Source organism: Actinomadura sp. DC4, from assembly GCF_030406325.1.
Taxonomy (GTDB): Bacteria; Actinomycetota; Actinomycetes; order Streptosporangiales; family Streptosporangiaceae; genus Actinoallomurus.
Map to the genome: position 1 here is coordinate 107,518 of NZ_JAUEQY010000028.1, position 26,318 is coordinate 133,835.

The window sequence follows — 26,318 nt, forward strand, 5'->3', positions numbered from 1 at the left end:
CTGGTCCCGCCCTGCCAGGGCCCGGCGAGCAGCACCCGCGGCGCCCCGGCCGGAGGGCCGGCACTACTGAGAGCCGGCCGAACGCAGGAGGTCGCGACGCGGCCGCTCTTCGACGGCGTTCACCGAGCTCCGCGCCGGGTGACCGGAGCGTTTGGAGATGGCAAGCCCCCGGCTGGGACGGCCGCGTCATGGGACAACCGCGCGCGGTCACGCCCTCCGCCCGTACCACGACCGACCCTACGGCCGCGTGAGCCCGGCCACGACCACGCCCCGGCGGCTCAGGACGCCCCCGCCGGGGTGCGGTCAGGAGAGTTCGGACAGAGTGTGTTCGGCCTCGGCGAGCCAGGCGCGGCGGGCCGTCAGGGCCTCTTCGGCGTCCTTGACGTCCTTGTCGCGGCCCGCGTTGCGCGCCTTCTCCAGCCGCTTCTCCAACTGCTCGATCGAGGAGCGCAGCTGCGCGACCGTGGCCTCGGCGCGGGCGCGCGCCTCGGGGTTGGTGCGCCGCCACTCCGACTCCTCCGCGGAGCGGACGGCCTCCTCCACCTTGCGGAGCCGGCCCTCCAGGCGCTCGCGCGAGTCGCGCGGGACCATCCCGATGGCCTCCCAGCGCTCCTGGATCGACCGTAGCGACTGCCGGCAGGTCCGGACGTCCCGTACGGGCAGCAGCCGTTCCGCCTCGGTCAGGAGCTTCTCCTTGGCCTCGGCGTGCTCACGGAACTCCGCGTCACGCTCGGCGAAGACCGCCGACCGCGCCGAGAAGAACTCGTCCTGGGCGCCCTTGAACCGCGTCCACAGCTCCTCCTCGGCGTCGCGGGAGGCCCGCCCGGCCAGTTTCCACTGGCGCATCAGCTCCCGGTACGCCGCCGCCGTCGTGCTCCAGTCGGTCGAGCCCGACATCGCCTCGGCCTCGGCGACCAGCCGTTCCTTCTCCGAGCGGGCGCTCTCGCGCTCCACCTCGAGGTGGGAGAAGTAGGACTTGCGGCGTTTGGTGAAGGCGTTGCGTGCCGAGGACAGCCGCTTCCACAGTGCCGTCTCGGTCGGGCGGTCGACCCGCTCGGCGGCCTTCCACTCCTCGACGAGCTGCCGCAGCCGCTCGCCGCCGTTCTTCCAGTGCGTCTCCTCGGTCGCGATCCGCTCGGCCTCGGCGACGATGCGCTCCTTGACCTCACGCGCCGCCACGCGGGCGTGGTCGCGGGCGACCTTCAGCTGCTCGCGGCGCTCGCCCAAGAGGGAGTTCAGCCCGTCGAGACGCCGCCCGAGGCCGTCCAGATCGCCGACGGCGTGCGCGCCGGTCACGGCCTCGCGCAGGCGGGAGATCGTGTGCTCGGCCTGGGACGTGGCCAGATCGGTCGTCTTGATCCGCTGCTCCAGCAGATCGATCTCGGTCACCAGGGCGTCGTACTTGCGCCGGAAATAGGCGAGAGCCTCCTCGGGCGCGCCGGCCTGCCACGAGCCGACCGTGCGTTCCCCGTCCGCCGTACGCACGTAGACGGTCCCGTCCTCGTCGACCCGGCCCCACGGATCAGTGCTCACCGTCGGCCTCCCCGGGCAGGAGCGAAACCGCCGCGGGCCGCCGGGCGGCCTTCGCGACGTCCTCGCCGACACGGCACGGGATTCCCCAAAGGTTCGGTGGCGCTGCGCACCGCTGCCTCCTGTGTCAGAGCCCGAGGCGTCCCCTCACGCATCGAGCCCACCATGATGACGACCGTGGGAGAAGCGCTCCCGCAGGCCACCCTAGCCAATCGCATTGCTACATCTTCGCGACGGTGAGGTCTTTTATTTCGATTTTCTTCTTTGGGGCGGTGTTGCCGGTCTGGTCGGCCGGAGCGGCGCCCGCCTTGGCGACCGAGTCGACGACGTCCATTCCCTTGGTGATCTGACCGAAGACGGTGTAGTCGGCGGGCAGCGGAGAATCGCCGTACACGATGAAGAACTGGCTCCCGTTGCTGTTCGGAGCGCTGCTGTGCGCCATCGCGATGACACCACGCTTGTACGTGGCCTGCCCGGACTTGCCGGCCTTCGGGACGTTCTCATTCCCGAAGCCGTACGCCGGGCCGCCGGTTCCGGTGCCGGTCGGGTCGCCGCATTGCAAAACCTTGATACCCTCGGTGACCAGCCGATGACATTTTGTGTTGTTGAAGAATTTCTTGCTCGCCAGATATTTGAACGAGTTGACCGTGCACGCGGCCTTGGTGCCGTCCACCTTGGCGACGATCGTGCCGAGGCTCGTGTCCAGCGTCATCTGATATTTGCCCTTGACCGGCTTCACCGGCGGCTTGCCCACGTCCTTGGCGCCCTGAGCGGCCTCGGCGGGCAGCGGCTGGTACGCGCATTCCCCCGGCTTGGCCGACACGCTCGGCGCGGCGCTCGGTGTCGAGGAGGCCTCCGCGGAGGTCTTCTTCTTGTCCGGCCCGCCCATGGCGAACGCGATGGCGCCGCTGCCGCCCGCCACCACCGCGACGACGACGACCGTCCCGATGATCTTCATGCGGCGCGCCCGGGCCTGCCGGATCACGCGACGCTGCTGCTGGCGCTCGTAGCGCTGCCGGGCCAGCTCCTTCTTGCGGTCTTTACCCGCCACCGGTTCGCACCTCTTGATTCGCATCGTGAACTGGGAAACGTGTTGCGCATCGTAGCGGTCCCGGCCGGTATTTTCGGCGTCGCATGGCACAGGCGCCCAAACCGGCCGAACATCGGCACGCTTCGTCGCTCCACGTTATGTCGTTCGCGATCGCGCACGTGCCGCCGGTACCCTCAAGCGACCGGCAGCAGTCAGAAAGGACGACCTTGCTCATCGCCAGTTTCCCTGCGGGAGCCTTCGCGACGAACTGTTACATCGTCGCGCCGGAGGCGGGGGAGGAGTGCGTGATCATCGATCCGGGGCAGGACGCCGAGGCGATGGTCGACGACGTGCTCCGCGAGCACCGGCTCAAGCCGGTCGCCGTGGCGCTGACCCACGGCCACATCGACCACGTCTGGTCCGTGGCCCCCGTCTGCGGGGCACGCGACGTCCCGGCCTACATCCACGCCGCGGACCGCGAGCTGCTGTCCGACCCGGTCAAGGGCTTCCCGCCCGCCGTCGGCAGCCAGCTGCTCGGCGGGCTGACGTTCACCGAGCCGGACGACGTACGCGCGCTGGAGGACGGGCAGGCCCTGACGCTCGCCGGCCTGGACTTCGTCGTCGACCACGCTCCGGGCCATACACCGGGCTCGGTGACGTTCCGGCTCGCCGCCGAGCCCGTGATGTTCTCCGGCGACCTGCTGTTCGCCGGCTCGATCGGGCGTACGGACATGCCGGGCGGTGACTACGCCACGATCATGGACAGTCTGGCGCGGGTGTGCCTGCCGCTGCCGGACGAGACGGCCGTGCTGCCCGGCCACGGCGCCCAGACCACGATCGGCCACGAGCGGACCACCAACCCGTTCCTGCGGGAATCCGCGCCGCTCGACGGCCCGCACAGGGGACTCTGAACGGACAGATGAGCTCGAACTTCCAGGCCCCCAAGGGGGTCAACGAGTACTTCCCGCCGCGCTCGGCGGCCTATCTCGCGGCGCGTGACGCCTTCGCGGCCGCCGCCACGCGGGCGGGCTACTCCTATCTGGAGCTGCCGGTCTTCGAGGACACGCGGCTGTTCGCGCGCGGCGTCGGCGAGTCGACCGACGTCGTGACCAAGGAGATGTACACCTTCGAGGACCGCGGCGGGCGCTCGATCACGCTGCGCCCGGAGTTCACCGTCGGCGTGCTGCGCTCGGTGCTCCAGCACGGCCTGCACAAGGGCGAGCTGCCGGCGAAGGTCTGGGCGACCGGCCCGGCGTTCCGCTACGAACGCGCCCAGGCCGGGCGATATCGGCAGTTCTACCAGGTCGATCTGGAGGCGATCGGCTCGGAGGACCCGGCGGTCGACGTCGAGACGATCGCGCTGGCCTGGGACTGGTACCGCGAGCTGGGCCTCACCCGGCTCACCCTCAACCTCAACTCCCTCGGCTGCCGAGAGTGCCGTCCGGTCTACCGCGCCGCGCTGCAGGAGTTCCTGCGCGCGCTGGACCTGGACGAGGACACCCGGGCCCGGATCGAGATCAACCCGCTGCGGGTGCTGGACGACAAGCGGCCCGAGGTCCGCGCCCAGGTGGAGGACGCGCCGCTGGTCACCGACTACCTCTGCGGCACCTGCAAGGCCCACCACGACAAGGTCCGCGAGCTCCTCGCCGACCTGTCGATCCCGTGGGTCGACGAGCCCCGGCTCGTACGCGGCCTGGACTACTACACGCGCACCACCTACGAGTTCGACCACCCGCTGCTGGGCGCGCAGTCCGGCATCGGCGGCGGCGGGCGCTACGACGGGCTCTCAGAGGACATCGGCGGGCCGGCGCTGCCGGGCATCGGCTTCGGGCTGGGCCTGGACCGCACGGTGATCGCGATGGAGAAGGAAGAGGTCGCCGCGGCGGCCTCGACCGGCGTGGCCGTCTACGGCGTGCCGCTGGGCGAGGAGGCGCAGCGCCGCGTGTTCGGCCTCGTCGCCGAGCTCCGCCGCGCCGGGATCGCCACCGACATGGCCTATGACGGAAAGAAGCTGAAGGGCGCGATGCGGGGCGCCGACCGGTCCGGCGCCGCGTACGCCGTGATCCTCGGCGAGCGCGACCTCGCCGAGGGCGCCGCGCAGCTGAAGGATCTGCGCAGCGGCGAGCAGGAGGCCGTTCCGCTCGACCGCATCGCCGGCGTGCTCAAGGAGAAGCTGGGCTGAGTCCCGGCGCTCGACGACGTTCAAAGAAGGGCTTTGCAGAAATGATCCGCACACATGAGGCGGGTTCGCTCCGCCGCGAGCACGCCGGACAGCAGGTGGTGCTCGCCGGGTGGGTCGCGCGCCGCCGCGACCACGGAGGCGTGACGTTCATCGACCTGCGCGACGCGTCCGGCATCGCGCAGGTCGTCTTCCGCGAGGAGCAGCTCGTCTCCGCGCACGGAGCTGGGGCGCACGACCTGCGCGCGGAGTTCTGCGTCAAGGTCACCGGCGAGGTGCGCGTCCGGCCGGCGGGCAACGAGAACGCCGAGATCCCGACCGGCGAGGTCGAGGTCGTCGCCTCGGAGATCGAGGTGCTGAGCGAGTCGGCGCCCCTGCCGTTCCCGATCGAGACCGACGTGAACGTCAACGAGGAGGTGCGGCTGAAGTACCGCTACCTCGACATCCGCCGCGAGGCCCAGGCCCGCGCGCTGCGGATCCGCTCCACCGCCTCCTACCTCGTCCACGACGTGCTGCGCGGCCACGGGTTCGTCAACGTCGAGACCCCGACGCTCACCCGCTCCACGCCCGAGGGCGCGCGCGACTTCCTCGTGCCCGTACGCCTCAAGCCCGGTCACTGGTACGCCCTGCCGCAGTCGCCGCAGCTGTTCAAGCAGCTGCTCATGGTCTCCGGCCTGGAGCGCTACTACCAGATCGCCCGCTGCTACCGCGACGAGGACTCCCGCGCCGACCGGCAGCCGGAGTTCACCCAGATCGACATTGAGATGTCCTTCGTCGAGCAGGAGGACGTCCTCCAGGTCGCCGAGGACCTCGTCGGCCGCCTCTGGGGCGAGGTCGCGGGCCATGAGATCCCGCGCCCGATCCCGCGCATGACCTACGCGGACGCGATGAACCGCTACGGCTCCGACAAGCCGGACCTGCGCTTCGGCAACGAGATCGTCGAGATGACGGCGTTCTTCAAGGACACGCCGTTCCGCGTCTTCCAGGCGCCGTACGTCGGCGCGGTCGTGATGCCCGGCGGCGGGTCCCAGACCCGCAAGGAGCTGGACGGCTGGCAGGACTGGGCCAAGGCGCGCGGCGCGAAGGGCCTGGCGTACGTCCTCGTGCAGGAGGACGGCACGCTCGGCGGCCCGGTGGCCAAGAACCTCTCCGAGGCCGAGCGGGAGGGCCTGGCGGCCCACGTCGGCGCCGCCCCGGGCGACGCCGTCTTCTTCGGCGCGGGCAAGCAGCACGCGACCCAGGAGCTGCTCGGCGCCGCGCGGCTGGAGATCGGCCGCCGCTGCGAGCTGATCGACGAGTCGCAGTGGGCGTTCGTGTGGGTGGTCGACGCGCCGATGTTCGAGGAGACCGACGAGGGCGGCTGGACGGCGGTGCACCACCCGTTCACCTCGCCGCGTCCCGAGTGGGCCGACTCCTTCCAGGACAAGCCGGGCGAGGCGCTGGCCAACGCGTACGACATCGTCTGCAACGGCAACGAGATCGGCGGCGGCTCGATCCGTATCCACCGCGCCGAGATGCAGCAGCGGGTCTTCGACACCCTCGGCCTGGCGCGCGAGGAGGCCGACGAGAAGTTCGGCTTCCTGCTGGAGGCGTTCAACTACGGCCCGCCGCCGCACGGCGGCATCGCCTTCGGCTGGGACCGCATCGTCATGCTGCTCGCGGGCCGCGACACGATCCGCGACGTGATCGCCTTCCCGAAGGCGGCCTCGGGCTTCGACCCGCTGACCGCCGCGCCGACGCCGATCACCCCGGAGCAGCGCAAGGAGGCGGGCGTCGACGCCAGGCCCGAGGGGCCGGCCGCCGCGCCCAACGAGCCGGGCCACATCGTGCGCCCGGCGCACGAGCGCTCCTGACGCTTGCCGAAGGCCGGGCCATGGGCCCGGCCTTCAGGCGTTCTCCTTAACGATGCCGCTCGTCATCGCGCGGTCGACGGTGAAGCCCAGGCGGTCGTACATCCGCAGGGCGACCGCGTTGTCGGCATAGACGCCCAGCGTCACGACGTCGGCCCCGGCGGCCAGCATCCGCCGCATCGCCCAGGCGGTGATCGAGGGACCCAGCGCGCGCCCGCGCGCGTCGGTGTGGACCGCGATCGCCGAGATGTGGCCGACGCCCGCCACGGCCGTCGTGTCGGCCAGGCAGGCGAGCAGGCGGCCGTCCTCACGTATCCCGGCCCAGCGCCGTACCTTGGCGTCTCCAGGCCAGGCGGAGGTGGCCGGGCTGACGAGCGTCAGCAGCTCCGTGATCGCCTCCTCGTCCTCCTCCCAGCCGGCCGCGGCCTCCCACGGCTGTGGGGGCGGCGCGCCGAAGGCGGCGCGGAAGTGCCAGCCGGTCGGCTCGGCCATCGCCAGCGGCGTGCCGCGCGGCACGATCACGCGGATGCCGTCGGGCAGCCGGTCGCGGACGGCGAGCACCAGGGCGGGCGTCTCGTCCGGGGGTCCCAGCGCGAGCAGGGAGCGGACGCGGCCCTGGCCATCGTGCACTGCGTCGTACCCGGTGAGGGCCACCGCCCGGCCGCTCGCGCTGCGCCAGGCCGGCCCGCGGCTCCCGCCGCGAACGCCGCGTACGAGGGGATCACCGCCGGTCAGGGCGAGGACGTCTGCCATCGAGCAGGGGGACCAAGAGGGCATGAGCTCCAGGATAAGGAGCAGGGACCGCGCGTACGTGCCGGGGTGTCCGGGCGGGCCGGTAGTGTCGGCACGTGGCGCGCAGGGACGATGAGCAGGCCGACAGCCTCTTCGACACACAGGCCGAGGAGGCCGGGCAGGCGAACGCGCCGCTCGCGGTCCGCATGCGCCCGCGCGGCCTCGACGAGGTCGTCGGGCAGGAGCACCTGCTCGGCCCGGGCACCCCGCTGCGCCAGCTCGTCGAGCGCGACGCGGCGATGTCGCTGCTCCTGTGGGGCCCGCCCGGCACCGGAAAGACCACCCTCGCGTACGTCGTCAGCCAGGCCACCGAGCGCCGTTTCGTGGAGATCTCAGCCGTCTCGGACGGCGTCAAGCAGGTGCGCGCGGCCATCGACCAGGCCAAACGCGACCTCGGCATGCGCGGACGCGGGACGGTGCTTTTCGTCGACGAGGTCCACCGCTTCAACAAGGCCCAGCAGGACGCCCTGCTGCCCGCGGTGGAGAACCGCTGGGTCTCCTTCATCGGCGCCACCACGGAGAACCCCTTCTTCTCCGTCGTCAGCCCCCTGCTGTCCCGTTCGCTGCTGCTCACCCTGGAGCCGCTGGGCGACGACCAGCTCCGCGAGGTGCTCCGCCGCGCCCTCGCCGACGAGCGCGGCCTGGCCGGCGCCATGAGCCTCACCGAGCCCGCCGAGGACCATCTCGTACGGCTGGCGGGCGGCGACGCGCGCCGTGCCCTCACCTACCTCGAGGCCGCGTCCTACGTCGCGCCCAAGGGGGAGCCGATCGGCGTGGACGTGCTGGAGAAGGCGGTCGACCGCGCGGCGGTCCGCTACGACCGGGAGGGCGACCAGCACTACGACGTCATCAGCGCCTTCATCAAGAGCATCCGAGGCTCCGACGTGGACGCCGCGCTGCACTACCTGGCCCGCATGATCGAGGCCGGCGAGGACCCGCGCTTCATCGCCCGGCGCCTCATCGTGCACGCCAGCGAGGACGTCGGCATGGCCGACCCGACCGCCCTGCAGACCGCGACCGCCGCGGCGCACGCGGTGGAGTTCGTCGGCCTGCCCGAGGCCCGCATCAACCTCGCCCAGGCCGTGATCCACCTGTCCCTGGCGCCCAAGTCCAACGCCGTCATACGGGCGATCGGCGAGGCCTCCGCGGACGTCAAGCGCGGCCTGGTCGGCCCGGTCCCCGCCCATCTCCGCGACGCGCACTACAAGGGCGCGGAGAAGCTGGAGCACGGCAAGGGCTACAAGTACGCCCACGACTTCCCGGGCGGCGTCGCCGAACAGCAGTACGCCCCGGACGTTGTCGCGGGGCGCGAGTACTACCATCCGACCCGCCACGGCATGGAGTCCCGCTTCTCCGAGGTGGTCGACCGCCTCCGCGCCGTGCTCCGCGGCACCCGGAACGACTGACCTCACGGGGCGGGCGGGCGACGTGGGTCCCGGGCGTACGGAGGCCCGGACCGGCAGGGCCGAAGGGCGCGTTTCGGCCCGCACCCGAGTATTGTCCGGGTCCGGCGGACTCAGCCGTTCACGCCGCCCCGGCGGCACCCCCGTACGCGCGCCGCGATGTCCCTGACCTCGGCCGCGACCCGCCCGGTGCGGGACGCCACGCCGGTCGGTGACAGGTGACGGGCCGCGTGCCCGCCACGGCCGTACCGCTTGCGGGCGGACACGTCCGTTCACGTGGCCTCCGGCGGCGTTAGGGGGACGGTATGGTCTGTCCGACCAGGTTGTCTGCGAGCCGAGGAGAGGGAGCCGATGCTGAGTGGCGGACAGGTTGCCGGCCTGATCGTGGCCGTGTTCTGGGCGATTCTCGTCGCCTTCCTCGCCTTTGTCCTGCTGAGGCTTGCCGCGCTGCTGAAGGAGACCACCAAGATGGTCGCCGAACTCGGCGAGCAGGCCGGGCCCCTGCTGGACGACATGACCAGCACGGTGACGCGTGCGGGTGAGCAGCTCGACCGGGTCGACCTCATAACCAAGAGCGTCGGCAGCGTCACGCAGAACGCCGCCGCGGTCACCACGACGGTCACCTCGGTGGTCGGCGGCCCTCTCGTTAAGGCGGCCGCCTTCTCCTATGGTGTTCGTAAGGCGATCGGCTCACGCAACCAGGACGGCAAGCGGTGATCCGCCGGCTGTTCTGGCTGGTCCTCGGGGTCACGCTCGGCGCCTGGGCCGCCTTCCGGCTCAAGCGCCTCATGCGTGCCCTGACGCCGCAGGCCCTCGTTCACCAGGCCTCCGGAGTCGGCCAGACCCTGCGTGAGTTCGCCGAAGACGTCAAAAACGCCATGCATGCCCGCGAGGACGAGTTGCGTGACGCACTCGGTCTCGACGCGCAGATCGAAACAGACAAGGACCACCACTGAGATGGAGTCGGCAGAGATCGCCCGCCGTTATCTCCGCTTCTTCGAGGAGCGCGGGCACGAAGTGGTTCCCTCGGCCAGCCTGGTCGCCGAGGACCCCACACTGCTGCTGGTCAACGCGGGCATGGTGCCCTTCAAGCCCTACTTCCTGGGGCAGCGTAAACCGGCCCACCCGCGGGCCACGAGCGTGCAGAAGTGCATCAGGACGCCCGACATCGACGAGGTCGGCAAGACGACCCGGCACGGCACGTTCTTCCAGATGCTGGGCAACTTCTCGTTCGGGGACTACTTCAAGGAGCAGGCGATCCCCTTCGCCTGGGACCTGCTGACGCGGCCGGAGGCCGAGGGCGGGTTCGGCTTCCCCGAAGACCGTCTCTGGGCGACCGTCTACCACGACGACGACGAGGCGTTCCGGATCTGGCGCGACAAGGTCGGCGTGCCCGAGGGCCGCATCCAGCGCCGCGGCATGGCCGACAACTTCTGGTCCATGGGCGTGCCCGGACCCTGCGGTCCCTGCTCGGAGATCTACTACGACCGCGGCCCGGAGTACGGCAAAGAGGGCGGTCCGATCGTCGACGAGGACCGCTACCTCGAGGTCTGGAACCTCGTCTTCATGCAGTTCGAGCGCGGCCCCGGATCGGGCAAGGAGGACTTCCCGATCCTCGGTGAGCTGCCCGCCAAGAACATCGACACCGGCATGGGCCTGGAGCGGATGGCCTCGATCCTCCAGGGCGTCGACAACATCTACGAGATCGACACCATGTGGCGGATCCTCGACCGCGCGGCCGATCTGACCAAGACCAAGTACGGCCGCGACACCCGGTCCGACGTGTCGCTGCGCGTCGTCGCGGACCACGTTCGCAGCGGCACGATGATGGTCGGCGACGGCATCGTCCCGTCCAACGAGGGCCGGGGGTACGTCCTGCGCCGCATCCTGCGCCGCAGCATCCGCAACCTCCGCCTGCTCGGCGCCGGCGACGAGCGTTACCTCCACGAGCTCACCGCCACCGCGATCGAGGGGATGGGCGAGACCTTCCCCGGGCTGCGGTCCGACGCCGCGCACATCCACACGGTCATCGACGCGGAGGAGCAGTCCTTCCTGGCCACCCTCCGCACCGGCACCGCGATCTTCGACGCGTCGGCCGAGGAGGCCAAGCGCCGCAAGGAGCCGGTCGTGTCCGGCTCGCAGGCGTTCACGCTGCACGACACGTACGGCTTCCCGATCGACCTCACCCTGGAGATGGCGGCCGAGCAGGGGCTGTCCGTCGACGAGCCGGAGTTCCGCCGGCTGATGGAGGAGCAGCGGCAGCGCGCCAAGGCCGACGCCGCCGCCAAGAAGACCGGCAACCTCGACGTCTCGGTCCTCGGCGACATGCTCGAACGCTCCGGCACGGTCGTGTTCACCGGCTATGACTCCGTCGAGGCCGAGGCACGCGTCGTCGGCCTGATCGTCGGCGGCGCCGGCGTGCCGTCGGCCGGCGAGGGCACCGAGGTCGAGGTCGTTCTCGACCGCACTCCGTTCTACGCCGAGGGCGGCGGCCAGCTCGCCGACCAGGGCGTCATCCGGTTCTCCGGCGGCGCGGAGGTCCAGATCCTCGACGTCCAGACGCCGCTGCCGGGCCTGGTCGTCCACCGCGGGCGCGTACGCCACGGCGAGGCGCAGGCGGGCGACACCGCGTACGCCCAGATCGACGTCGAACGCCGCCGGGCGATCTCGCGCTCGCACACCGCGACCCACATGGTCCACCGCGGCTTCCGCAACGCGCTCGGCGAGTCCGCCGCGCAGGCGGGCTCGGAGAACGCCCCGGGCCGGTTCCGGTTCGACTTCACCGCGGCCGGCGCGGTCCCGCCGAGCGTGCTGCGCGACGTCGAGGCCGAGGTCAACGCCACCCTGGTCGACGACCTCGGCGTGCACGCCTCGGTCCATTCCATCGACGAGGCGCGCAAGATGGGCGCGCTGGCCCTGTTCGGGGAGAAGTACGGCTCCGAGGTCCGCGTCGTGGAGATCGGCGACTACTCCCGCGAGCTGTGCGGCGGCACCCACGTCGCGCGTTCGGGGCAGCTCGGCCTGATCAAGGTCCTCGGCGAGCAGTCGATCGGCGCCGGTGTACGCCGGGTCGAGGCGCTCGTCGGCATCGACGCCTTCCAGTTCCTCGCCCGAGAGAACGTCCTGGTCGCCCAGCTCGCCGAACAGCTCAAGACCCGGCGTGAGGACCTGCCCGAGCGCGTCTCCGGTCTGGTCACGCGCCTGCGCGAGGCGGAGAAGGAGCTGGAGCGCATTCGCTCCCGCCAGGTCCTGGAGATCGCCGGCGAGCTCGCCGGCGGCGCGCAGGACGTCGGAGGCGTCGCCTTCGTGGCCCACCGCGCGCCCGGCGGCGTCGGCGCCGACGACCTGAGGAGGCTCGCCGTCGATGTACGCGGCCGTCTCACGGGCCGCCCGAGCGTCGTCGTGGTCGCGGGCGTGCCCAAGGACCGTCCCGTGGTCGTCGTGGCCGTCAGCGACGAGGGCCGCGCCCGCGGGCTGCGCGCCGGGGCGCTCGTCGGGGTAGCCGCCAAGGCGCTCGGCGGCGGAGGCGGCGGCAAGGACGACCTCGCACAGGGCGGAGGAGCCAACCCCGAGGCGATCGGGGAGGCTCTGGCCGCCGTCCGCCGATCAGTGGGGAGCGCGTGAGACACGCGGGGCAGGAGCAGCGCATGAGACGCGGCGTCCGCCTCGGAGTCGACGCGGGAAGTGTCCGCATCGGCGTCGCCCGGAGTGATCCCGGCGGCATCCTGGCCTCCCCCCTGGAGACCGTACGCAACGGCAAGGGCGACATCGAGCGCATCGTCCAGCTCGTCGCCGAGAACGAGGCCCTCGAGGTCATCGTGGGCCTGCCGACCTCGCTTTCGGGCCGTGAGGGCCCGGCCGCGGGCGAGGCCCGCAGGTTCGCCTCCCGCATCGCCCGGCGGCTCACCCCCGAGTCCGTACGCCTGTTCGACGAGCGGCTCACCACGGTGACCGCCGAGAGCGGGCTGCGCGAGCGCGGCCTGCACGGCCAGGCACGCCGCAAGGTCGTCGACCAGGCCGCCGCGGCGGTGCTGCTGCAGGCCGCCCTCGATGCCGAACGCTTGACGGGCCGCCCACCTGGGGAGATTGTCCGGGGGGACTCATGAGCGACGCGGACCTGGACTTTCTCCGGCAGCTCGCCGAACGGCAGCGGTCGGCCCATGCGGGCGGCAACGGGGGTGGCCGCGGCGCGCGCGGCCATCGCGGGCGACGGCGGAAGAAGAACCGCCGGGGTCGCAAACTCGCGCCCGTCATCGCGATCATCTTTCTCGTCGCGGTGGTGGGCGGCGGCGGTTATCTCGGGTTCACGATGCTGAGCGGCATCGTCCACCCGCCGGACTACGACGGCCCGGGCACCGGCTCGGTGACCGTCCAGATCCAGGACGGCGACTCCGTGCGCCAGATGGGCCAGCGCCTGCAGCAGGCCGACGTCATCAAGTCGAGCAGCGCCTTCTACAAGATCGCTAAGAGTGACCCGAAGGCCACGAGCATCCAGCCCGGTTACTACCAACTGAAGCTGCGCATGTCGGCCAAGGGGGCGTTGGCGCTCCTGTTGAGCCCGGCGTCGCGGACCGGGCGGGTCACCTTCCCCGAGGGCAAGCGCGCCGCTCAGGTACTGAGCATCCTGGCCGCCCGCACCCACATCCCGCTCAAGAACTTCCAGCGTGTCGCCCAGAACCCCAAGGGTCTCGGCCTGCCCTCGTACGCGCACGGGCGTCTGGAGGGCTTCCTCTACCCGTTCACGTACGACCCGGCGCCCGACGCTACCGCGACCCAGGTGCTGCGCGCGATGGTCACCCAGTTCAAGAAGGTCGCGGCCGACATCGACCTCGAAGGAGAGGCGCAGCGCAACCACATGTCCCCGCACGACGTCGTGGTGATCGCCAGCCTCGTACAGGCGGAGAGCGGCACGAGCGAGGACATGCCGAAGATCTCCCGGGTCATCGACAACCGGTTGCACAACTCGCAGCTGTACCTCCACAAGCTCCAGCTCGACAGCACGGTCATGTACGCACTCGGCAAGTACGGCATCGTCGCCAGCGGCAACGACCTGAAGTCGACCAGCCCGTACAACACCTACGCGAACCCCGGGCTGCCGCCCGGCGCGATCTCCAACCCGGGTGAGGACGCGCTCAAGGCCGCGCTCAACCCGGCGAAGGGTCCGTGGACCTACTTCGTGACGACCGACCCGAAACGCCACGTCACGAAGTTCACCGACAACTTCACGGAGTTCGAGAGGTTCCGCCAGGAACTCCAGCAGAACCTGGCGCACGGATGACGCGGGCGGCGGTGCTCGGATCGCCGATCGCGCACTCGCTGTCGCCGGTGCTCCACCGGGCGGCCTACGACGCACTCGGCCTCGGCTGGCACTACGACGCCGTCGAGTGCCGCGAGGAGGACCTGGCGGCGATCCTGGAGCGGTCATGGGCGGGGCTGTCCCTGACGATGCCGCTCAAGCGCGCCGTGCTGCCGCTGATGGACGAGGTCTCCGGCCTCGCCCGCGCGGTGGGCGGTGCCAACACGGTCGTCTTCGACGGCGGCCGGCGGCTCGGCTACAACACCGACGTGCACGGGATCGTGACCGCGCTCGCCGAGGCCGGGGTGGACGCCCCGGGCTCGGCGGTCGTGCTCGGCACCGGCGCCACCGCCTGCTCGGCCCTCGCGGCCCTGCGCGACCTCGGCCTGGAGAAGGCCGTCGTGGTGGCGCGCGAGCCGGGACGCGCCGCCGGCACCGTCGCCGCCGCCACCCGGCTCGGCGTCGGCGCGACGGTCCTGACCTACGCCGACCCGATCCCCGAGACCGACCTGGTGATCTCCACGCTGCCCGCCGGCGCCGCCGACGCGCACGCCGAGTCGATCGCGCGGGCCACCGGCGCGCTCCTCGACGTCGTCTACGCCCCGTGGCCGACCAGGGTGGCCGAGGCCGTACGCGCCTCCGGGGGCGTCATCGCCGACGGCTACGCCATGCTCGTGCACCAGGCCGTACGCCAGGTCGCGCTGATGACCGGCCGCGACGACGTCCCGGTGGAGGCGATGCGCGCCGCCGGCCTCGCCGAGATCGCCCGCCGCGCCGCCTCCTAGATGCTCGCCGACGTCCTGCCCTACCTCCGCTGTCCCGTGTGCGGCGGCGACCTGGCCGGCGGCGAGCGGGTCATCCGCTGTACGGCCGGGCACTCCTTCGACGTCGCGCGGCAGGGGTACGCCGGCCTGCTCACCGGCGACGCGCGCGCCGGCACCGCGGACACGGCGGCCATGGTCGCGGCGCGCGTGGAGTTCCTCGACGGCGGGCACTTCGCCCCGCTCGCCGATCTGATCGCCGAACGGGCCGCCGCGGCGGCCCCGGCCGAGGGCTGCGTGCTGGACGCCGGGGCGGGCACCGGATACCACCTCGGAGCCGTCCTCGACCGGCTCCCGGGCCGGTACGGCGTGGCCCTGGACGTCTCCAAGCACGCCCTGCGCCGCGCCGCGCGGGCCCACCCCCGTGCCGGCGCCCTCACCTGGGACGTCTGGCGCCCGCTCCCGGTCCGTACGGGCTCGGTCGGCGTCTTGCTGGACGTCTTCGCCCCGCGCAACGCCGGGGAGTTCCACCGGGTGCTCCGGCCGGACGGGATCCTCCTCGTCGCCACGCCGGCCGCCCACCACCTGGACGAGCTGGTCGGCCCGCTCGGGCTGCTCACCGTCGACCCGCGCAAGGCCGAGCGGGTCGCCGATACGCTGGGCGAACGGTTCGCCCCGGCCGGCACCTGGCCGCTGGAGCTGCCGTTGAGACTGACGCACGGTCAGGTCGCCTCGCTCGTGGCGATGGGGCCGAGCGCCTGGCACACTGATCCCGAGGCCCTCCGGGGCCGGATCACCGCGCTGGCCGAGCCCGTACGGGTGACGGCGGCGTTCGAGGTTCGCGTTTTCGACTCACGCGACGAAAGCTGATATCTTTAACCGTTGACTGGCCCGGCGTTCAGGCGTCGGGCGCGCAAGCGGAGGTCACCTCCCACCTGATCGGCCGCGCTCTCCGGAGCGGCGGAGGCTGATGGGTCCCGGTCAGGCACGCGACTCTGTCGTGTGCTCTCCTCGTCGGCCATGCCGTCGAGGTGTCCGGTAGTGGCCCCGCATCGTGAGTCATGCGGGGCTTTTCGTATGAAGGGCCCGGGGTATGGCCGGTCATGACAAGCGAAGTACCCCAAGGAGGTCCCATCAGCGCCGAACCGCGTATCAACGAGCGCATTCGCGTGCCCGAGGTCCGACTCGTCGGTCCGAACGGCGAACAGGTCGGCATCGTTCCCATCGCCAAGGCACTCGACCTTGCCCGGGAGTCCGATCTCGACCTGGTGGAGGTCGCACCGACCGCGCGACCGCCCGTGGCCAAGCTCATGGACTACGGCAAGTTCAAGTACGAGTCCGCGATGAAGGCCCGCGATGCGCGACGTAACCAGGCGCACACCGTCATCAAGGAGATCAAACTCCGGCCGAAGATCGACCCGCACGACTACGGCACCAAGAAGGGCCACGTCGAGCGGTTCCTCAAGGCAGGTGACAAGGTCAAGGTCACGATCATGTTCCGCGGCCGCGAGCAGTCCCGACCCGAGCTCGGGTTCCGGTTGCTGCAGCGGCTGGCCGAAGACGTCGAGGAGCTCGGCTTCGTCGAGTCACGGCCCAAGCAGGACGGCCGAAACATGATCATGGTTCTCGGCCCGCACAAGAAGAAGAGCGAGGCGAAGGCCGAAACGCAGCGCGCTGCCACCAACAGCCGCGCGCGGCGGCAGCTGGAGAACGAAGCCCCGGCCTGACCGGGGACTTTCCGGCCGCGACCCTGCTCACGTAGCGGGGTCGTCTCGCGATGAGACATGCACATCGCGCCTTGCCAGGCGTGCGTTGCTCCCTAGTGGAGCCGCCGCGCGCCCGGATCGAGGCGCTTGGACTAGGGAGACGTCGGCGACCATGCCGAAGATGAAGACGCACAGTGGTGCCAAGAAACGGTTCAAAGTGACCGGCACCGGCAAGGTCATGCGCCGCCGCGCCAACCGCAACCACCTGCTCGAGCACAAGCCGACCAAGCGCACGCGCCGGCTGGACGGGCCCGTGGTGGTCGACAAGAACGACGAGAAGAAGATCAAGAAGCTGCTCGGCAAGTAAGCCCGGCACCATCACGATCGCCGGGCTCCGGCGCCCCTGAGGCGCCGGCAGTCCCGTAAGTCCTACGACCGGCCGGCGCCCGCCGAGGCCCCGGCCCCCACGAGGGAGTTCGAAACGTGGCACGCGTGAAGCGGGCGGTCAACGCCGCCAAGAAGCGCCGGGTCGTCCTGGAGCGGGCGAGTGGCTACCGAGGCCAGCGGTCCAGGCTGTACCGCAAGGCCAAGGAGCAGCAGCTCCACTCGATGACGTACGCCTTCCGCGACCGGAAGGACCGCAAGGGTCAGTTCCGCCGTCTGTGGATCCAGCGGATCAACGCGGCGGCCCGCGCCAACGGGATGACCTACAACCGATTCATCCAGGGCCTGCGCGAGGCCGGCGTCGAGGTCGACCGCCGTATGCTCGCCGAGCTCGCGGTCAACGACGCCCCCGCGTTCGCGGTACTCGTCGAGACGGCCAAGAAGGCGCTGCCCGCGGGCACCGCCGCGGCCTGACCGCGCTGGATAGCCGCGCTGATGGCGGGCCGGGAGCTGAGTTCCACCCGATCACCCAGGGTGAAGGCGGCTCGCCGGCTCGCCAAACGTGCGTTCCGGCGCCGCGAGAACCGGTTCCTCGCCGAAGGGCCCCAGGCCGTACGCGAGGCGCTGGCGCTGGACGGCGTGCTGACCGAGCTGTTCGCCACGGCCGAGGCGGAGAACCGTCACCAGGACCTGGTCGGCCGGGCGGAGAAGTCGGGCGTGCCCATCGCCCGGGTGAGCGCCGAGGTGATGTCCGAGCTGGCCCAGACGGTCACGCCGCAGGGCCTCCTCGCCGTCTGTAAGTTCGTCGACGTCCCCTTGGAGTCGGCCCTTTCCCCCGCCCCGCGTCTGGTGACCGTGCTGGCGCACGTGCGCGACCCGGGCAACGCGGGCACCGTCCTCCGTACCGCCGACGCGGCCGGATCCGACTCGGTGATCTTCACCGACGCCTCGGTCGACCCGTACAACGGCAAGTGCGTACGCGCGTCGGCGGGCAGTCTGTTCCACCTCCCCGTGGTCATGGGACCCCGGTTCGACGTTCTCATCCCGGCGCTGAAGCAGGCCGGCCTGACCGTGGTCGCCGCCGACGGCGCGGGGGAGTCCTCCCTGGACACCGCCCTGGACGCGGGCACGCTCGACCGCCCCACCGCGTGGGTGTTCGGCAACGAGGCGTGGGGCCTGCCGGAGGAGATCCTGACCGCCGTCGACGAGGTCGTCCGCGTCCCCATCTACGGCGCCGCGGAGAGCCTCAACCTGGCCACCGCGGCCGCCGTCTGCCTCTACACCTCGGCCCGGGCCCACCGCGCCGGTTAGGGCCCGTCTCGAAGGTCCCGCCGCCCTGCTGCGCGACGCTCGCCTAGTGCATCGCCAGCGCGACGGCGACGCCGAGGCCGAAGGTGACGATGACGCCGCGCAGGACGGCGGGGGACAGGCGCCGGGCCACCCGCGCGCCCGCGAAGCCGCCGACCAGGCTCGCCACCGCCATCACCGCGACGGCGTACCAGCGCACCGGGCCGAACAGGGCGAACGCCGCGAACGCCACCGTGTTGATGACCAGCGACAGCACGGCGCGCACGGCGTTCACCCGCTGCAGGTCATCATGGACGAACACCCCGAGGATGCCCAGCAGCATCACGCCTAGCCCGGCCCCGAAGTAGGCGCCGTACACCCCGCCGAAGAAGATCCCGGCGTGCAGCAGCGCCCGGCCGTTCAGCCGCCCGGAGCCGCTCAGCCGCCTCTTCAGCCACGGCTGTACCGCGAGCAGCAGGCTCGCGACCGCGATGAGGACCGGCACGAGCGCCTTGAAGACGCCGTCCGGCGTGACCAGCAGCAGGACGCACCCGGCCAGCGCGCCGACGACGCTCGTCAGGCTGAAGGCGACCGCGCGCCCGCGCTGCCCGGACAGCTCGGCGCGGTAGCCGAGGGCCCCGCCGATGTAGCCCGGCCACAGCGCCACCGTGTTGGTCACGTTGGCGGACACGGTCGGGTACCCGGCGGCGAGCAGCGCGGGGAAGGAGATCAGGGACCCGCCGCCGGCGATCGCGTTGACGATCCCGGCCGCCAGCCCGGCCGCGGCGAGGAGGGCGACCTCCGGCAGGCTCACGTCACCGCCCGACCGCGTAGCCCTGCGCGCCGCGCGGGTTCGCCGCCGCGCGCAGGAAGCCGGGATCGCCGGCGTCGCGCGAGACCGCGCTGAGCCGGCCGAGCGTCCATGGCCCCTCCACGTCCACGTCGTGGCCGCGCCGCCGCAGCTCCGCCACGACCTCCGGGTCGATCCGCTCCTCCACGACCATCCCCCCGGGCCGCGACCCGCGCGGGTAGAACGAGCTGGGGAAGTGCACCGAGTGGAACATCGGCGCGTCGACGGCCTCCTGGAGGTTCAGGCCGCCGTGCACGAGGGCGAGGAAGAAGTTCACGCTCCACTGGTCCTGCTGGTCGCCGCCGGGCGTGCCGAAGGCCATCCACGGCCGCCCGTCCCGCAGCGCCAGCGACGGCGACAGCGTCGTACGCGGGCGCGCCCCGGGCCGCAGCGAGGCGGGCAGGCCCGGTTCCAGCCAGAACATCTGCGCCCGCGTGCCCAGGCAGAAGCCGAGGCCGGGGATGACGGGCGAGCTCTGCAGCCAGCCGCCGCTCGGCGTCGCGGACACGAGGTTGCCGAACCGGTCGGCGACGTCCAGGTGGCAGGTGTCGCCGGCCACCCGCCCGTCGGCGCGTACGGTCGGCTCGCCGATGCCGTCCCCGATCGGCGCCGTCGCGCCCGGCGCGCTCGCGGGGAGCACGGGCCGGCGTCCCCCGGGGCTGCCGGGCCGCAGGTCCCGGCTCGCCTCGGCGCCGACGAGTGCCCGCCGCGCGGCGTTGTAGTCCGCGCCGAGGAGCGCCTCCATCGGCACGTCGGTGTGGTCCGGGTCGCCGTACCAGGCCTCGCGGTCGGCGAAGGCGAGCTTGGCGGCCTCGGTGACGGTGTGGACGTAGTCGGCCGACAGGAATCCGGCCGCCTCCAGGTCGAGGCCGGACAGCAGCGCGAGCTGCTGCAGGAAGACCGGGCCCTGCCCCCAGGGGCCGGTCTTCAGCACCCGGTAGCGGTCGTAGTCCAGGCCGAGCGGGTCCTCGGTGCTCGCCGCCCAGCCCGTCAGGTCGTCGCCGGTCAGCAGCCCGCCGTGAACCTCCCCGGAGCTGTCGCGCCACGCCGTCTCCGCGCAGAACTCCGCGATCGTCTCGGCGACGAAACCGGTGTACCAGGCGTCGCGCGCGGCGCCGATCCGCGCCTCCCGGTCTCCGGAGGCCGTACGCGCCGTCTCGGCGAGCCTCCGGTAGGTCGCGGCCAGGTCCGGGTTGCGCAGGCGAGAGCCGGGCGCGGGCACCCGCCCACCGGGCAGCCAGAGCGCGGCCGAGGTGGGCCAGTCGGCGGTGAAGGTCCGCTCGACGGTGCCGATCGTGGTGGAGATCCGCTCGATCGCCGGGAAGCCGTTCTCGGCGTAGGAGATGGCCGGCGCCAGGATGTCTTCCAGCGGCCAGGTGCCCCAGCGCTCCAGCATGAGCAGCCACGCGCCGAACGACCCGGGCACGGTCGCGGCCAGCAGTCCGGTGCCGGGCACGAGGCCGAGCCCGAGGCCGGTGTAGTGCTCGATCGTCGCCGAGGCCGGGACGGTGCCCTGGCCGCAGACGACGGTCGCCCGCTCCTCGGCCTCGTTCCACACCAGGACCGGCAGGTCGCCGCCGGGCCCGTTGAGGTGGGGCTCGACGACCTGGAGGACGAAACCGGCGGCGACGGCCGCGTCGAAGGCGTTGCCGCCGCGTTCGAGAACGCTCATCCCGGCGGCGGAGGCGAGCCAGTGAGTGCTCGCCACCATGCCGAAGTCGCCGGTCAGCTCGGGGCGGGTCGTGAACACGTCAATCCCTTCCAGTGATGTCGGGGACCTCGGAGGAGGTCACGAGATGACAGGCGACGGGCCGCTCATCGTCTCGTACGCCCGTCAGCGGCGGTTCGTCGGTACGGCAGATGTCGACCGCCACCGGGCAGCGGGTGTGGAACCGGCATCCCGGCGGCGGATCGAGCGGGCTGGGCATGTCGCCGCGCAGCACGACGCGCCGGCGTTCGCGCTGCCGCGCCGGATCCGGCTCGGGCGCGGCCGAGAGCAGTGCCTGGGTGTACGGGTGCTGCGGCTCGGCGAAGATCTTCTTCGTCGGCCCGGTCTCGACGATCCGCCCGAGGTACATGACCGCGATCCGGTCGGCGAGGAACTCCACGACCGACAGGTCATGGGTGATGAACAGGCATGAGAAGCCCATGTCGCGCTGCAGGTCGGCGATGAGGTTCAGCACCGACGCCTGGACGGACACGTCCAGCGCCGAGACCGGCTCGTCGGCGACCACGAGCTTGGGCTCCAGGATGAGGGCGCGGGCGAGCCCGACGCGCTGCCGCTGCCCGCCCGACAGCTCGTGCGGGCGCCGGCGGTGCGTCTCCGGGCCCAGGCCGACGCGCTCCAGCATCTCCCGTACGCGTTCCTCGGCCGGCCCGCCGCGGGCGACCCCGTGGCGGCGCAGCGGCTCGGCCACGATCCGGCCGACGGTGAACCTCGGGTTCAGCGAGGAGTACGGGTCCTGGAAGACCATGTGCACGTCGCGGCGGAGCGGCCGCAGCGCGCGCCGGGACAGGTGGGTGATGTCGCGGCCGGTCAGGTGGACCGCGCCCGCGGTGGGCTCGGTGAGGCGCAGCACGCACCTGCCGATCGTCGACTTGCCGCTGCCCGACTCGCCGACCAGGCCGAGCACCTCGCCCGGCCCGATCGACAGGGACACCCCGTCGACCGCGCGTACGGCCTGCCCGCGCACGTGGTAGTGCTTGACCAGGCCGTCGACCTCCAGAACGGGTGTGGTCATGAGCCGCCTCCCGGCAGGGGATGAAAGCACGCGGCCCGGTGCCCGGTGCCGTACGTCTCGAGGGCCGGCCGCCGGGCCGTGCAGTCGTCCTGGGCGCGGGGGCAGCGCGGGTGGAACGCGCACTCCTCCGGATCCGCGTACGGCGGCGGCACCAGGCCCGGGATCTCCGCGAGGCGGCGACGGCCGTCCTCCAGGGTGACCGCGGCCGAGGGCAGCGCGCGCATCAGGCCCTCGGTGTACGGGTGGCGCGGCCGGGCGTAGAGCTCGGCCACCGGCGCCTCCTCGACGGCGCGGCCCGCGTACATCACCACCGCGCGGTCGGCGACGTCGGCGACGACCCCGAGGTCGTGGGTGATCAGGATGATCGCGGTGCCGAGCCGGTCGCGCAGGTCGCGGAAGACGTCGAGGACCCCGGCCTGGATCGTCACGTCGAGCGCGGTCGTCGGCTCGTCCGCGATCAGCACCCGCGGCGAGCACGCCACCGCGATGGCGATCATCACGCGCTGGCGCATGCCGCCGGAGAGCTGGTGGGGGTACTCCCTGACCCGCCGGGCCGGCGCGGGGATGCCGACCAGTTCCAGCAGCTCGACCGCCCGCGCCCGCGCCGCCGCGCGGGACAGCCGCTCGTGCCGGCGCAGCACCTCCGCGACCTGGAAGCCGACCGTGAATGAGGGGTTCAGCGAGGTCATCGGCTCCTGGAAGACCACGGAGACGTCCTTGCCGCGGATCTCGCGCAGCTCGCGCTCGGACAGCCCCGTCAGCTCGCGCCCGTCGAGTCGGATCGAGCCGGACAGCCGCGTCGTGTCCGGCGGCAGCAGCCGGGGGATCGACATCGCGGTCACCGACTTGCCACAGCCCGACTCGCCGCACAGCGCCATGATCTCGCCGCGCTCGAGGCTGAGCGAGATGTCGCGTACGGCCTGCACCTCGCCGTCCTCGGTGTCGAAGCCGACTCTCAGGCCGGTGATCTCCAGAAGGCTCATCGGCTGCTCCGGGGGTCGAGGGCGTCGCGCAGGCCGTCGCCCAGCAGGTTGAACCCGAGCGTGGACAGCGCGATCATCACGCCGGGCCAGATCGCCAGCCACGGCGCCTGGTCGAGGAACTGCTGGGCCTGGGTCAGCACCACGCCCCACGAGGGGGTCGGAGGCTGCACGCCGAGGCCGAGGAACGACAGCGTGGCCTCACCGATGATCGCCGTCGGGATGCCGACGGTGGCCTGCACGATGAGCGTGCTGGTGGCGCCCGGCAGGACGTACCGGAACATGATCCGGCCATCGCCCGCGCCGTCGGCCACCGCCGCCGCCACGTAGTCCAGCTCCCGCAGGACGAGCACCTCGCCGCGGGTGACCCGGATGATCCCGGGGAGCTGCGAGACGCCGAGCGCGATGATCACGTTGCGCAGCGACGGGCCCAGGATGGCCGCCATGCCCACCGCGAAGATCAGGAACGGGAAGGCGAGCACGACGTCGACCAGGCGCATCACGACCGGGTCGAGGAACCTTCGGTAGTAGCCCGCCACGAGCCCGATCGGGACCCCGGCGACCATCGCCAGCAGCACCGACAGCACCCCGGCCTCCAGCGAGACCCGCGCGCCGTACGCGACGCGGGCGAGCAGGTCGCGGCCGAGGTCGTCGGTGCCCAGCAGGTGGGCGCCGGAGGGCGGCGCCAGCGTGGCGGCGTAGTCCTGCGCCGCCGGGTCGCCGGTCAGCAGGGGTCCGGCGACCGCGAGCAGGAGGAACCCGGCCACGAGGACGAGCCCGGCCATCGCCGCGGGCCGGCGGCGGAACCTGCGCCAGATCTGGCGGGTCCGCCCGGGCGGCACCGGGATCCGCGCGGCCGGCGCGATGGAGAGCGTCTGGTCAGCCATCGGCCGCTCCCGTCAGCCGTACGCGCGGGTTCAGCAGCGCGTACACGATGTCGACCAGGAGGTTCACCCCGATGTAACCGGCCACCGTGACCAGCACCACCGCCTGGATGACCGGGTAGTTGCGGGTCAGCACGGCGTCGACGGTGAGCTTGCCGAAGCCCGGGATGACGAAGATCTGCTCGGTCACGACCGCGCCGCTGATCAGCGCGCCGAGCTGGAGGCCGAGGACGGTCACCACGGTCGTCAGGCTGTTGCGCAGGGCGTGCACGCCGATCACCGAGCGCTCGGGGAGGCCCTTGGAGCGCGCCGTGCGCACGTAGTCGGCCGACAGCGACTCCAGCATCGCCGACCGGGTCTGCCGCATGAGCACCGCCGCGAAGCCGGTGCCGAGCACGAGGGCCGGCATCAGCATGCGCTCGAGGTTCCCGCCGGGGTCGCCGGTGAAGGGGAGGTAGCCGGACGCGGGCAGCCAGTGCAGCTTGACCGAGAACAGCAGGATGCCGAGGATGCCCAGCCAGAAGTGCGGCACCGACAGCCCGACCAGCCCGAAGCCGGTCGCGACGTGGTCGGCGAGCCGCCCGCGCCGGGTCGCCGCGACGACGCCCGCCGTGACGCCGACGCCGACCGCGACGAGCATCGCCAGCAGCGACAGCTCGATCGTGACCGGGAGCCGCTCGGTGAGGATGTGACCGACCGGCAGCCGGTCCTGGGTGGACCGGCCGAAGTCGCCCGTGAGGGCCTTGCCGGCCCACCGCGCGTACTGCACGGGCAGGGGCCGGTCGAGCCCGTAGTCGTGGCGGATGGCGGCGATCGCCGACGGCGTGGCGTCCTCTCCGGCGAGCACGCGCGCCGGGTCGCCGGGCAGCGCCCGTACGCCCAGGAAGACCAGGACGCTGCCCAGGAAGAGCACGATCGCCGCCGCGCCGAGCCGCCGCAGGATGAACCAGATCATCGTCTTACCGCGCGGTGTAGCCGGCGGTGCCGAGGCGGGGGAGCCCGTCGGCGTAGTACCGGATCCCCGCGACGTTCTTGCGTGTACCCAGGTAGTAGAGGTTGTGGTACAGGTAGATCATCCCGCGCAGGTCGGCCGCGCGCTGGATCGCCTTCGCGTACAGCTGCGTACGCTGGGCGGCGTCGGAGGAGGCCGCGGCCTGCGCGATCGGGTCGTCGATCCCCGGGTCCGACATGCCGGCGTAGTTGTTCTTCCCGCCGGTCGTGATCAGCCCGGACAGGTCGCCGTCGGGGTCGATGCGCCCGGACCAGCCGGTCGCCAGGACGTCGAACTTCCCGGCCGCCGCCTGCTCCAGCGAGGTGGCGAAGTCGATCGGCTGCACGCTCACGGCGAAGCCGGTCTCCTTGGCCATCTGCTGGATCACCTGGCCGAGCCGCTCGTTCGCCGCGTTGTTGGGCACGGTGAGCTTCACCGGGATCGGCGGCTTGATCCCCGACGTGGCGACGAGCTGCTTGGCCCGGGCCACGTCACGGGCCGGGCAGGTCAGGCTCTTGGACCGGTACGGGCTGTTCAGCGGCAGCGGGCTGCAGTCCGGCTGGTTCAGGCTGTTGTAGACCGCCTTGTTGATCGTGGCCCGGTCCAGGGACAGCTCGAACGCCTGCCGCAGCGCCGGGCTCCTGCCGAGCGGGGTGTTCACCTGGCCGGGCTTCTCGGTGGAGCCCTTGACGTTGCCGATGTTGATCTCGACGCCGTAGTTGCCGAGGCCTCCGCCGGAGACCACGCGAAGGTTCGGATCGGCCTGGACTCCCGCCACCGTGGTGTTGTCGAGCTCCTCGGCGGCCTGGACGTCGCCGGACTTCAGGTTGGCCGCCCGGACGTTCGGGTCGACGATGATCTTGTAGATCACCTTGTCGAGCTTGACCTTGGACGCGTCGTAGTAGTCCGGCGCGCGGTCCACGACGATCTGGTTGCCCGAGGTACGGCTCGCGAACGTGAACGGCCCGACGCAGACCGGGTTCGCGCCGAAGTCGTCGCCCTCGGCGTCCAGGGCCTTCGGCGACATGATCATCCCGGCGCGGTCGGCGAGCTGGGCGGTCAGCGGCGTGAACGGCCGCGACAGGGTCAGCCGTACGGTGGCCGGGTCCACCACGTCGACGCTCTTCACCGCGGCGAGGTCGGCGATGCGGGCCGACTTCTTGTACGTCCGGTGGCGGTCGAGGGACTTCTTCACCGCGGCGGCGTCGAACGCGGTGCCGTCGTTGAACTTCACCCCGGTGCGCAGCTTGATCGTCACGGTCCGGCCGTCCTTGGAGACGTCGGGCAGCGCGGTGGCGAGCTGCGGCACGATCGTGGCGCTCGCGTCGATGTCGTAGAGCTTCTCGCAGATGGAGGTGAAGACCTCCCGGCCGAGCAGCGTGGTCGAGGTGCTCGGATCCAGGGCGTCCGGATCCGCGGAGAGCGCCATCGTGAGTGTGCCGCCGTTCTTGACCGCGCGGGTGTCCGCGGCGGCGCCCGAGACCGAGGGCTTGGCGGATCCGCCGCCTCCCGAACAGGCGGCGGCGAGTATGAGCGGCAGGGCCGCGAGCGCGGCGACGGGCTTACGGGGGAGGTACATCAACGTCGCTCCTTCTCCGATGGGGGCTGGGAGGCGTAGGAGACGTGTGGTGATCGGAGACTGTATACAGAATCC

The 26,318-nt window shown here is 71.9% G+C and carries 26 protein-coding genes; 15 read left to right on the top strand and 11 right to left on the bottom strand.

Annotated features, from left to right (window positions below; translation table 11 throughout):
- Positions 1–303: 303 nt before the first annotated feature.
- Both QWU11_RS36050 and QWU11_RS36055 read right to left on the bottom strand, forming a co-directional pair.
- Positions 304–1,533 carry a DUF349 domain-containing protein gene (locus QWU11_RS36050; RefSeq protein ID WP_290118997.1) on the bottom strand — a complete coding sequence of 410 codons (1,230 nt, stop codon included), beginning with the start codon at positions 1,531–1,533 and terminating at the stop codon, positions 304–306.
- A gap of 217 nt (positions 1,534–1,750) precedes the next feature.
- On the bottom strand, positions 1,751–2,671 hold the full coding sequence (locus tag QWU11_RS36055) for a peptidylprolyl isomerase (protein WP_290118998.1): 921 nt from the start codon (positions 2,669–2,671) through the stop codon (positions 1,751–1,753).
- A 116-nt stretch (positions 2,672–2,787) separates the two neighbouring features.
- Between QWU11_RS36055 and QWU11_RS36060 the strand changes: the two genes are divergently transcribed.
- The 3 genes from QWU11_RS36060 to aspS are packed head-to-tail and all read left to right on the top strand — an operon-like array spanning position 2,788 to position 6,592.
- The gene (locus tag QWU11_RS36060) at positions 2,788–3,471 is read left to right on the top strand and encodes an MBL fold metallo-hydrolase (RefSeq protein WP_290118999.1); all 684 of its coding nucleotides are present in this window, start codon (positions 2,788–2,790) and stop codon (positions 3,469–3,471) included.
- A gap of 8 nt (positions 3,472–3,479) precedes the next feature.
- Positions 3,480–4,742, top strand: a complete 1,263-nt coding sequence (gene hisS / locus QWU11_RS36065; protein WP_290119000.1) for a histidine--tRNA ligase — start codon at positions 3,480–3,482, stop codon at positions 4,740–4,742.
- Positions 4,743–4,783: 41 nt separating this feature from the next.
- Entirely contained in the window at positions 4,784–6,592 is a 1,809-nt protein-coding gene (aspS, locus tag QWU11_RS36070) for an aspartate--tRNA ligase (RefSeq protein WP_290119001.1), read from the top strand.
- 33 nt (positions 6,593–6,625) lie between these two features.
- Here the strand turns inward: aspS and QWU11_RS36075 are convergent, their stop codons facing one another.
- Positions 6,626–7,366: an N-acetyltransferase gene (locus QWU11_RS36075; RefSeq protein ID WP_290119002.1), complete on the bottom strand. Its 741-nt coding sequence runs from the start codon at positions 7,364–7,366 to the stop codon at positions 6,626–6,628.
- Between the two features lie 71 nt (positions 7,367–7,437).
- Here QWU11_RS36075 and QWU11_RS36080 point away from each other — a divergent pair, with 71 nt between their 5' ends.
- Positions 7,438–8,787 carry a replication-associated recombination protein A gene (locus QWU11_RS36080; protein WP_290119003.1) on the top strand — a complete coding sequence of 450 codons (1,350 nt, stop codon included), beginning with the start codon at positions 7,438–7,440 and terminating at the stop codon, positions 8,785–8,787.
- Between the two features lie 110 nt (positions 8,788–8,897).
- Here the strand turns inward: QWU11_RS36080 and QWU11_RS36085 are convergent, their stop codons facing one another.
- Positions 8,898–9,050, bottom strand: a complete 153-nt coding sequence (locus QWU11_RS36085) for a hypothetical protein (protein WP_290119004.1) — start codon at positions 9,048–9,050, stop codon at positions 8,898–8,900.
- Positions 9,051–9,135: 85 nt separating this feature from the next.
- On the opposite strand from QWU11_RS36085, the gene QWU11_RS36090 reads away from it, so the two are divergent.
- From QWU11_RS36090 to QWU11_RS36140, 11 genes are all read left to right on the top strand, one after another.
- A complete protein-coding gene (locus tag QWU11_RS36090) occupies positions 9,136–9,501 on the top strand; it encodes a DUF948 domain-containing protein (protein ID WP_290119005.1) in 366 nt (121 codons plus the stop codon).
- Positions 9,498–9,740, top strand: coding sequence for a DUF6167 family protein (locus tag QWU11_RS36095; protein ID WP_290119006.1), 243 nt, complete (start codon positions 9,498–9,500; stop codon positions 9,738–9,740). Before QWU11_RS36090 ends, QWU11_RS36095 begins: the two co-directional genes overlap by 4 nt.
- 1 nt (position 9,741) lies before the next feature.
- Complete coding sequence (alaS, locus tag QWU11_RS36100) at positions 9,742–12,408, top strand: alanine--tRNA ligase (protein ID WP_290119007.1); 2,667 nt, start codon at positions 9,742–9,744, stop codon at positions 12,406–12,408.
- A gap of 23 nt (positions 12,409–12,431) precedes the next feature.
- Positions 12,432–12,890: a Holliday junction resolvase RuvX gene (gene ruvX, locus QWU11_RS36105; RefSeq protein ID WP_290119008.1), complete on the top strand. Its 459-nt coding sequence runs from the start codon at positions 12,432–12,434 to the stop codon at positions 12,888–12,890.
- Complete coding sequence (mltG, locus tag QWU11_RS36110; protein WP_290119009.1) at positions 12,887–14,062, top strand: endolytic transglycosylase MltG; 1,176 nt, start codon at positions 12,887–12,889, stop codon at positions 14,060–14,062. The genes ruvX and mltG overlap by 4 nt, the downstream gene beginning before the upstream one ends.
- On the top strand, positions 14,059–14,865 hold the full coding sequence (locus QWU11_RS36115) for a shikimate dehydrogenase (protein WP_290119010.1): 807 nt from the start codon (positions 14,059–14,061) through the stop codon (positions 14,863–14,865). The genes mltG and QWU11_RS36115 overlap by 4 nt, the downstream gene beginning before the upstream one ends.
- Positions 14,866–15,711: a putative RNA methyltransferase gene (locus tag QWU11_RS36120; RefSeq protein ID WP_290119011.1), complete on the top strand. Its 846-nt coding sequence runs from the start codon at positions 14,866–14,868 to the stop codon at positions 15,709–15,711.
- A gap of 233 nt (positions 15,712–15,944) precedes the next feature.
- Complete coding sequence (gene infC, locus QWU11_RS36125) at positions 15,945–16,568, top strand: translation initiation factor IF-3 (RefSeq protein WP_290119012.1); 624 nt, start codon at positions 15,945–15,947, stop codon at positions 16,566–16,568.
- A 151-nt stretch (positions 16,569–16,719) separates the two neighbouring features.
- Positions 16,720–16,914, top strand: coding sequence for a 50S ribosomal protein L35 (rpmI, locus tag QWU11_RS36130; RefSeq protein ID WP_290119013.1), 195 nt, complete (start codon positions 16,720–16,722; stop codon positions 16,912–16,914).
- 116 nt (positions 16,915–17,030) lie between these two features.
- Positions 17,031–17,405, top strand: coding sequence for a 50S ribosomal protein L20 (gene rplT, locus QWU11_RS36135; RefSeq protein ID WP_285618952.1), 375 nt, complete (start codon positions 17,031–17,033; stop codon positions 17,403–17,405).
- Between the two features lie 21 nt (positions 17,406–17,426).
- Positions 17,427–18,242, top strand: coding sequence for an RNA methyltransferase (locus QWU11_RS36140; RefSeq protein WP_290119014.1), 816 nt, complete (start codon positions 17,427–17,429; stop codon positions 18,240–18,242).
- A 43-nt stretch (positions 18,243–18,285) separates the two neighbouring features.
- Here QWU11_RS36140 and QWU11_RS36145 read toward each other — a convergent pair whose 3' ends face one another.
- From QWU11_RS36145 to QWU11_RS36175, 7 genes are read right to left on the bottom strand one after another with little or no spacing between them, the layout of a single operon-like run.
- Positions 18,286–19,032, bottom strand: a complete 747-nt coding sequence (locus QWU11_RS36145) for a sulfite exporter TauE/SafE family protein (protein ID WP_290119015.1) — start codon at positions 19,030–19,032, stop codon at positions 18,286–18,288.
- A gap of 1 nt (position 19,033) precedes the next feature.
- Positions 19,034–20,824, bottom strand: a complete 1,791-nt coding sequence (locus QWU11_RS36150) for a gamma-glutamyltransferase family protein (protein WP_290119036.1) — start codon at positions 20,822–20,824, stop codon at positions 19,034–19,036.
- A complete protein-coding gene (locus tag QWU11_RS36155; RefSeq protein ID WP_290119016.1) occupies positions 20,820–21,809 on the bottom strand; it encodes an oligopeptide/dipeptide ABC transporter ATP-binding protein in 990 nt (329 codons plus the stop codon). Before QWU11_RS36155 ends, QWU11_RS36150 begins: the two co-directional genes overlap by 5 nt.
- Positions 21,806–22,792, bottom strand: a complete 987-nt coding sequence (locus QWU11_RS36160) for an ABC transporter ATP-binding protein (RefSeq protein ID WP_290119017.1) — start codon at positions 22,790–22,792, stop codon at positions 21,806–21,808. The genes QWU11_RS36155 and QWU11_RS36160 overlap by 4 nt, the downstream gene beginning before the upstream one ends.
- A complete protein-coding gene (locus tag QWU11_RS36165) occupies positions 22,789–23,676 on the bottom strand; it encodes an ABC transporter permease (RefSeq protein WP_290119018.1) in 888 nt (295 codons plus the stop codon). The genes QWU11_RS36160 and QWU11_RS36165 overlap by 4 nt, the downstream gene beginning before the upstream one ends.
- The gene (locus QWU11_RS36170) at positions 23,669–24,628 is read right to left on the bottom strand and encodes an ABC transporter permease (protein ID WP_290119019.1); all 960 of its coding nucleotides are present in this window, start codon (positions 24,626–24,628) and stop codon (positions 23,669–23,671) included. The genes QWU11_RS36165 and QWU11_RS36170 overlap by 8 nt, the downstream gene beginning before the upstream one ends.
- Before the next feature lie 4 nt (positions 24,629–24,632).
- Positions 24,633–26,243, bottom strand: coding sequence for an ABC transporter substrate-binding protein (locus QWU11_RS36175; protein ID WP_290119020.1), 1,611 nt, complete (start codon positions 26,241–26,243; stop codon positions 24,633–24,635).
- Positions 26,244–26,318: the final 75 nt, after the last annotated feature.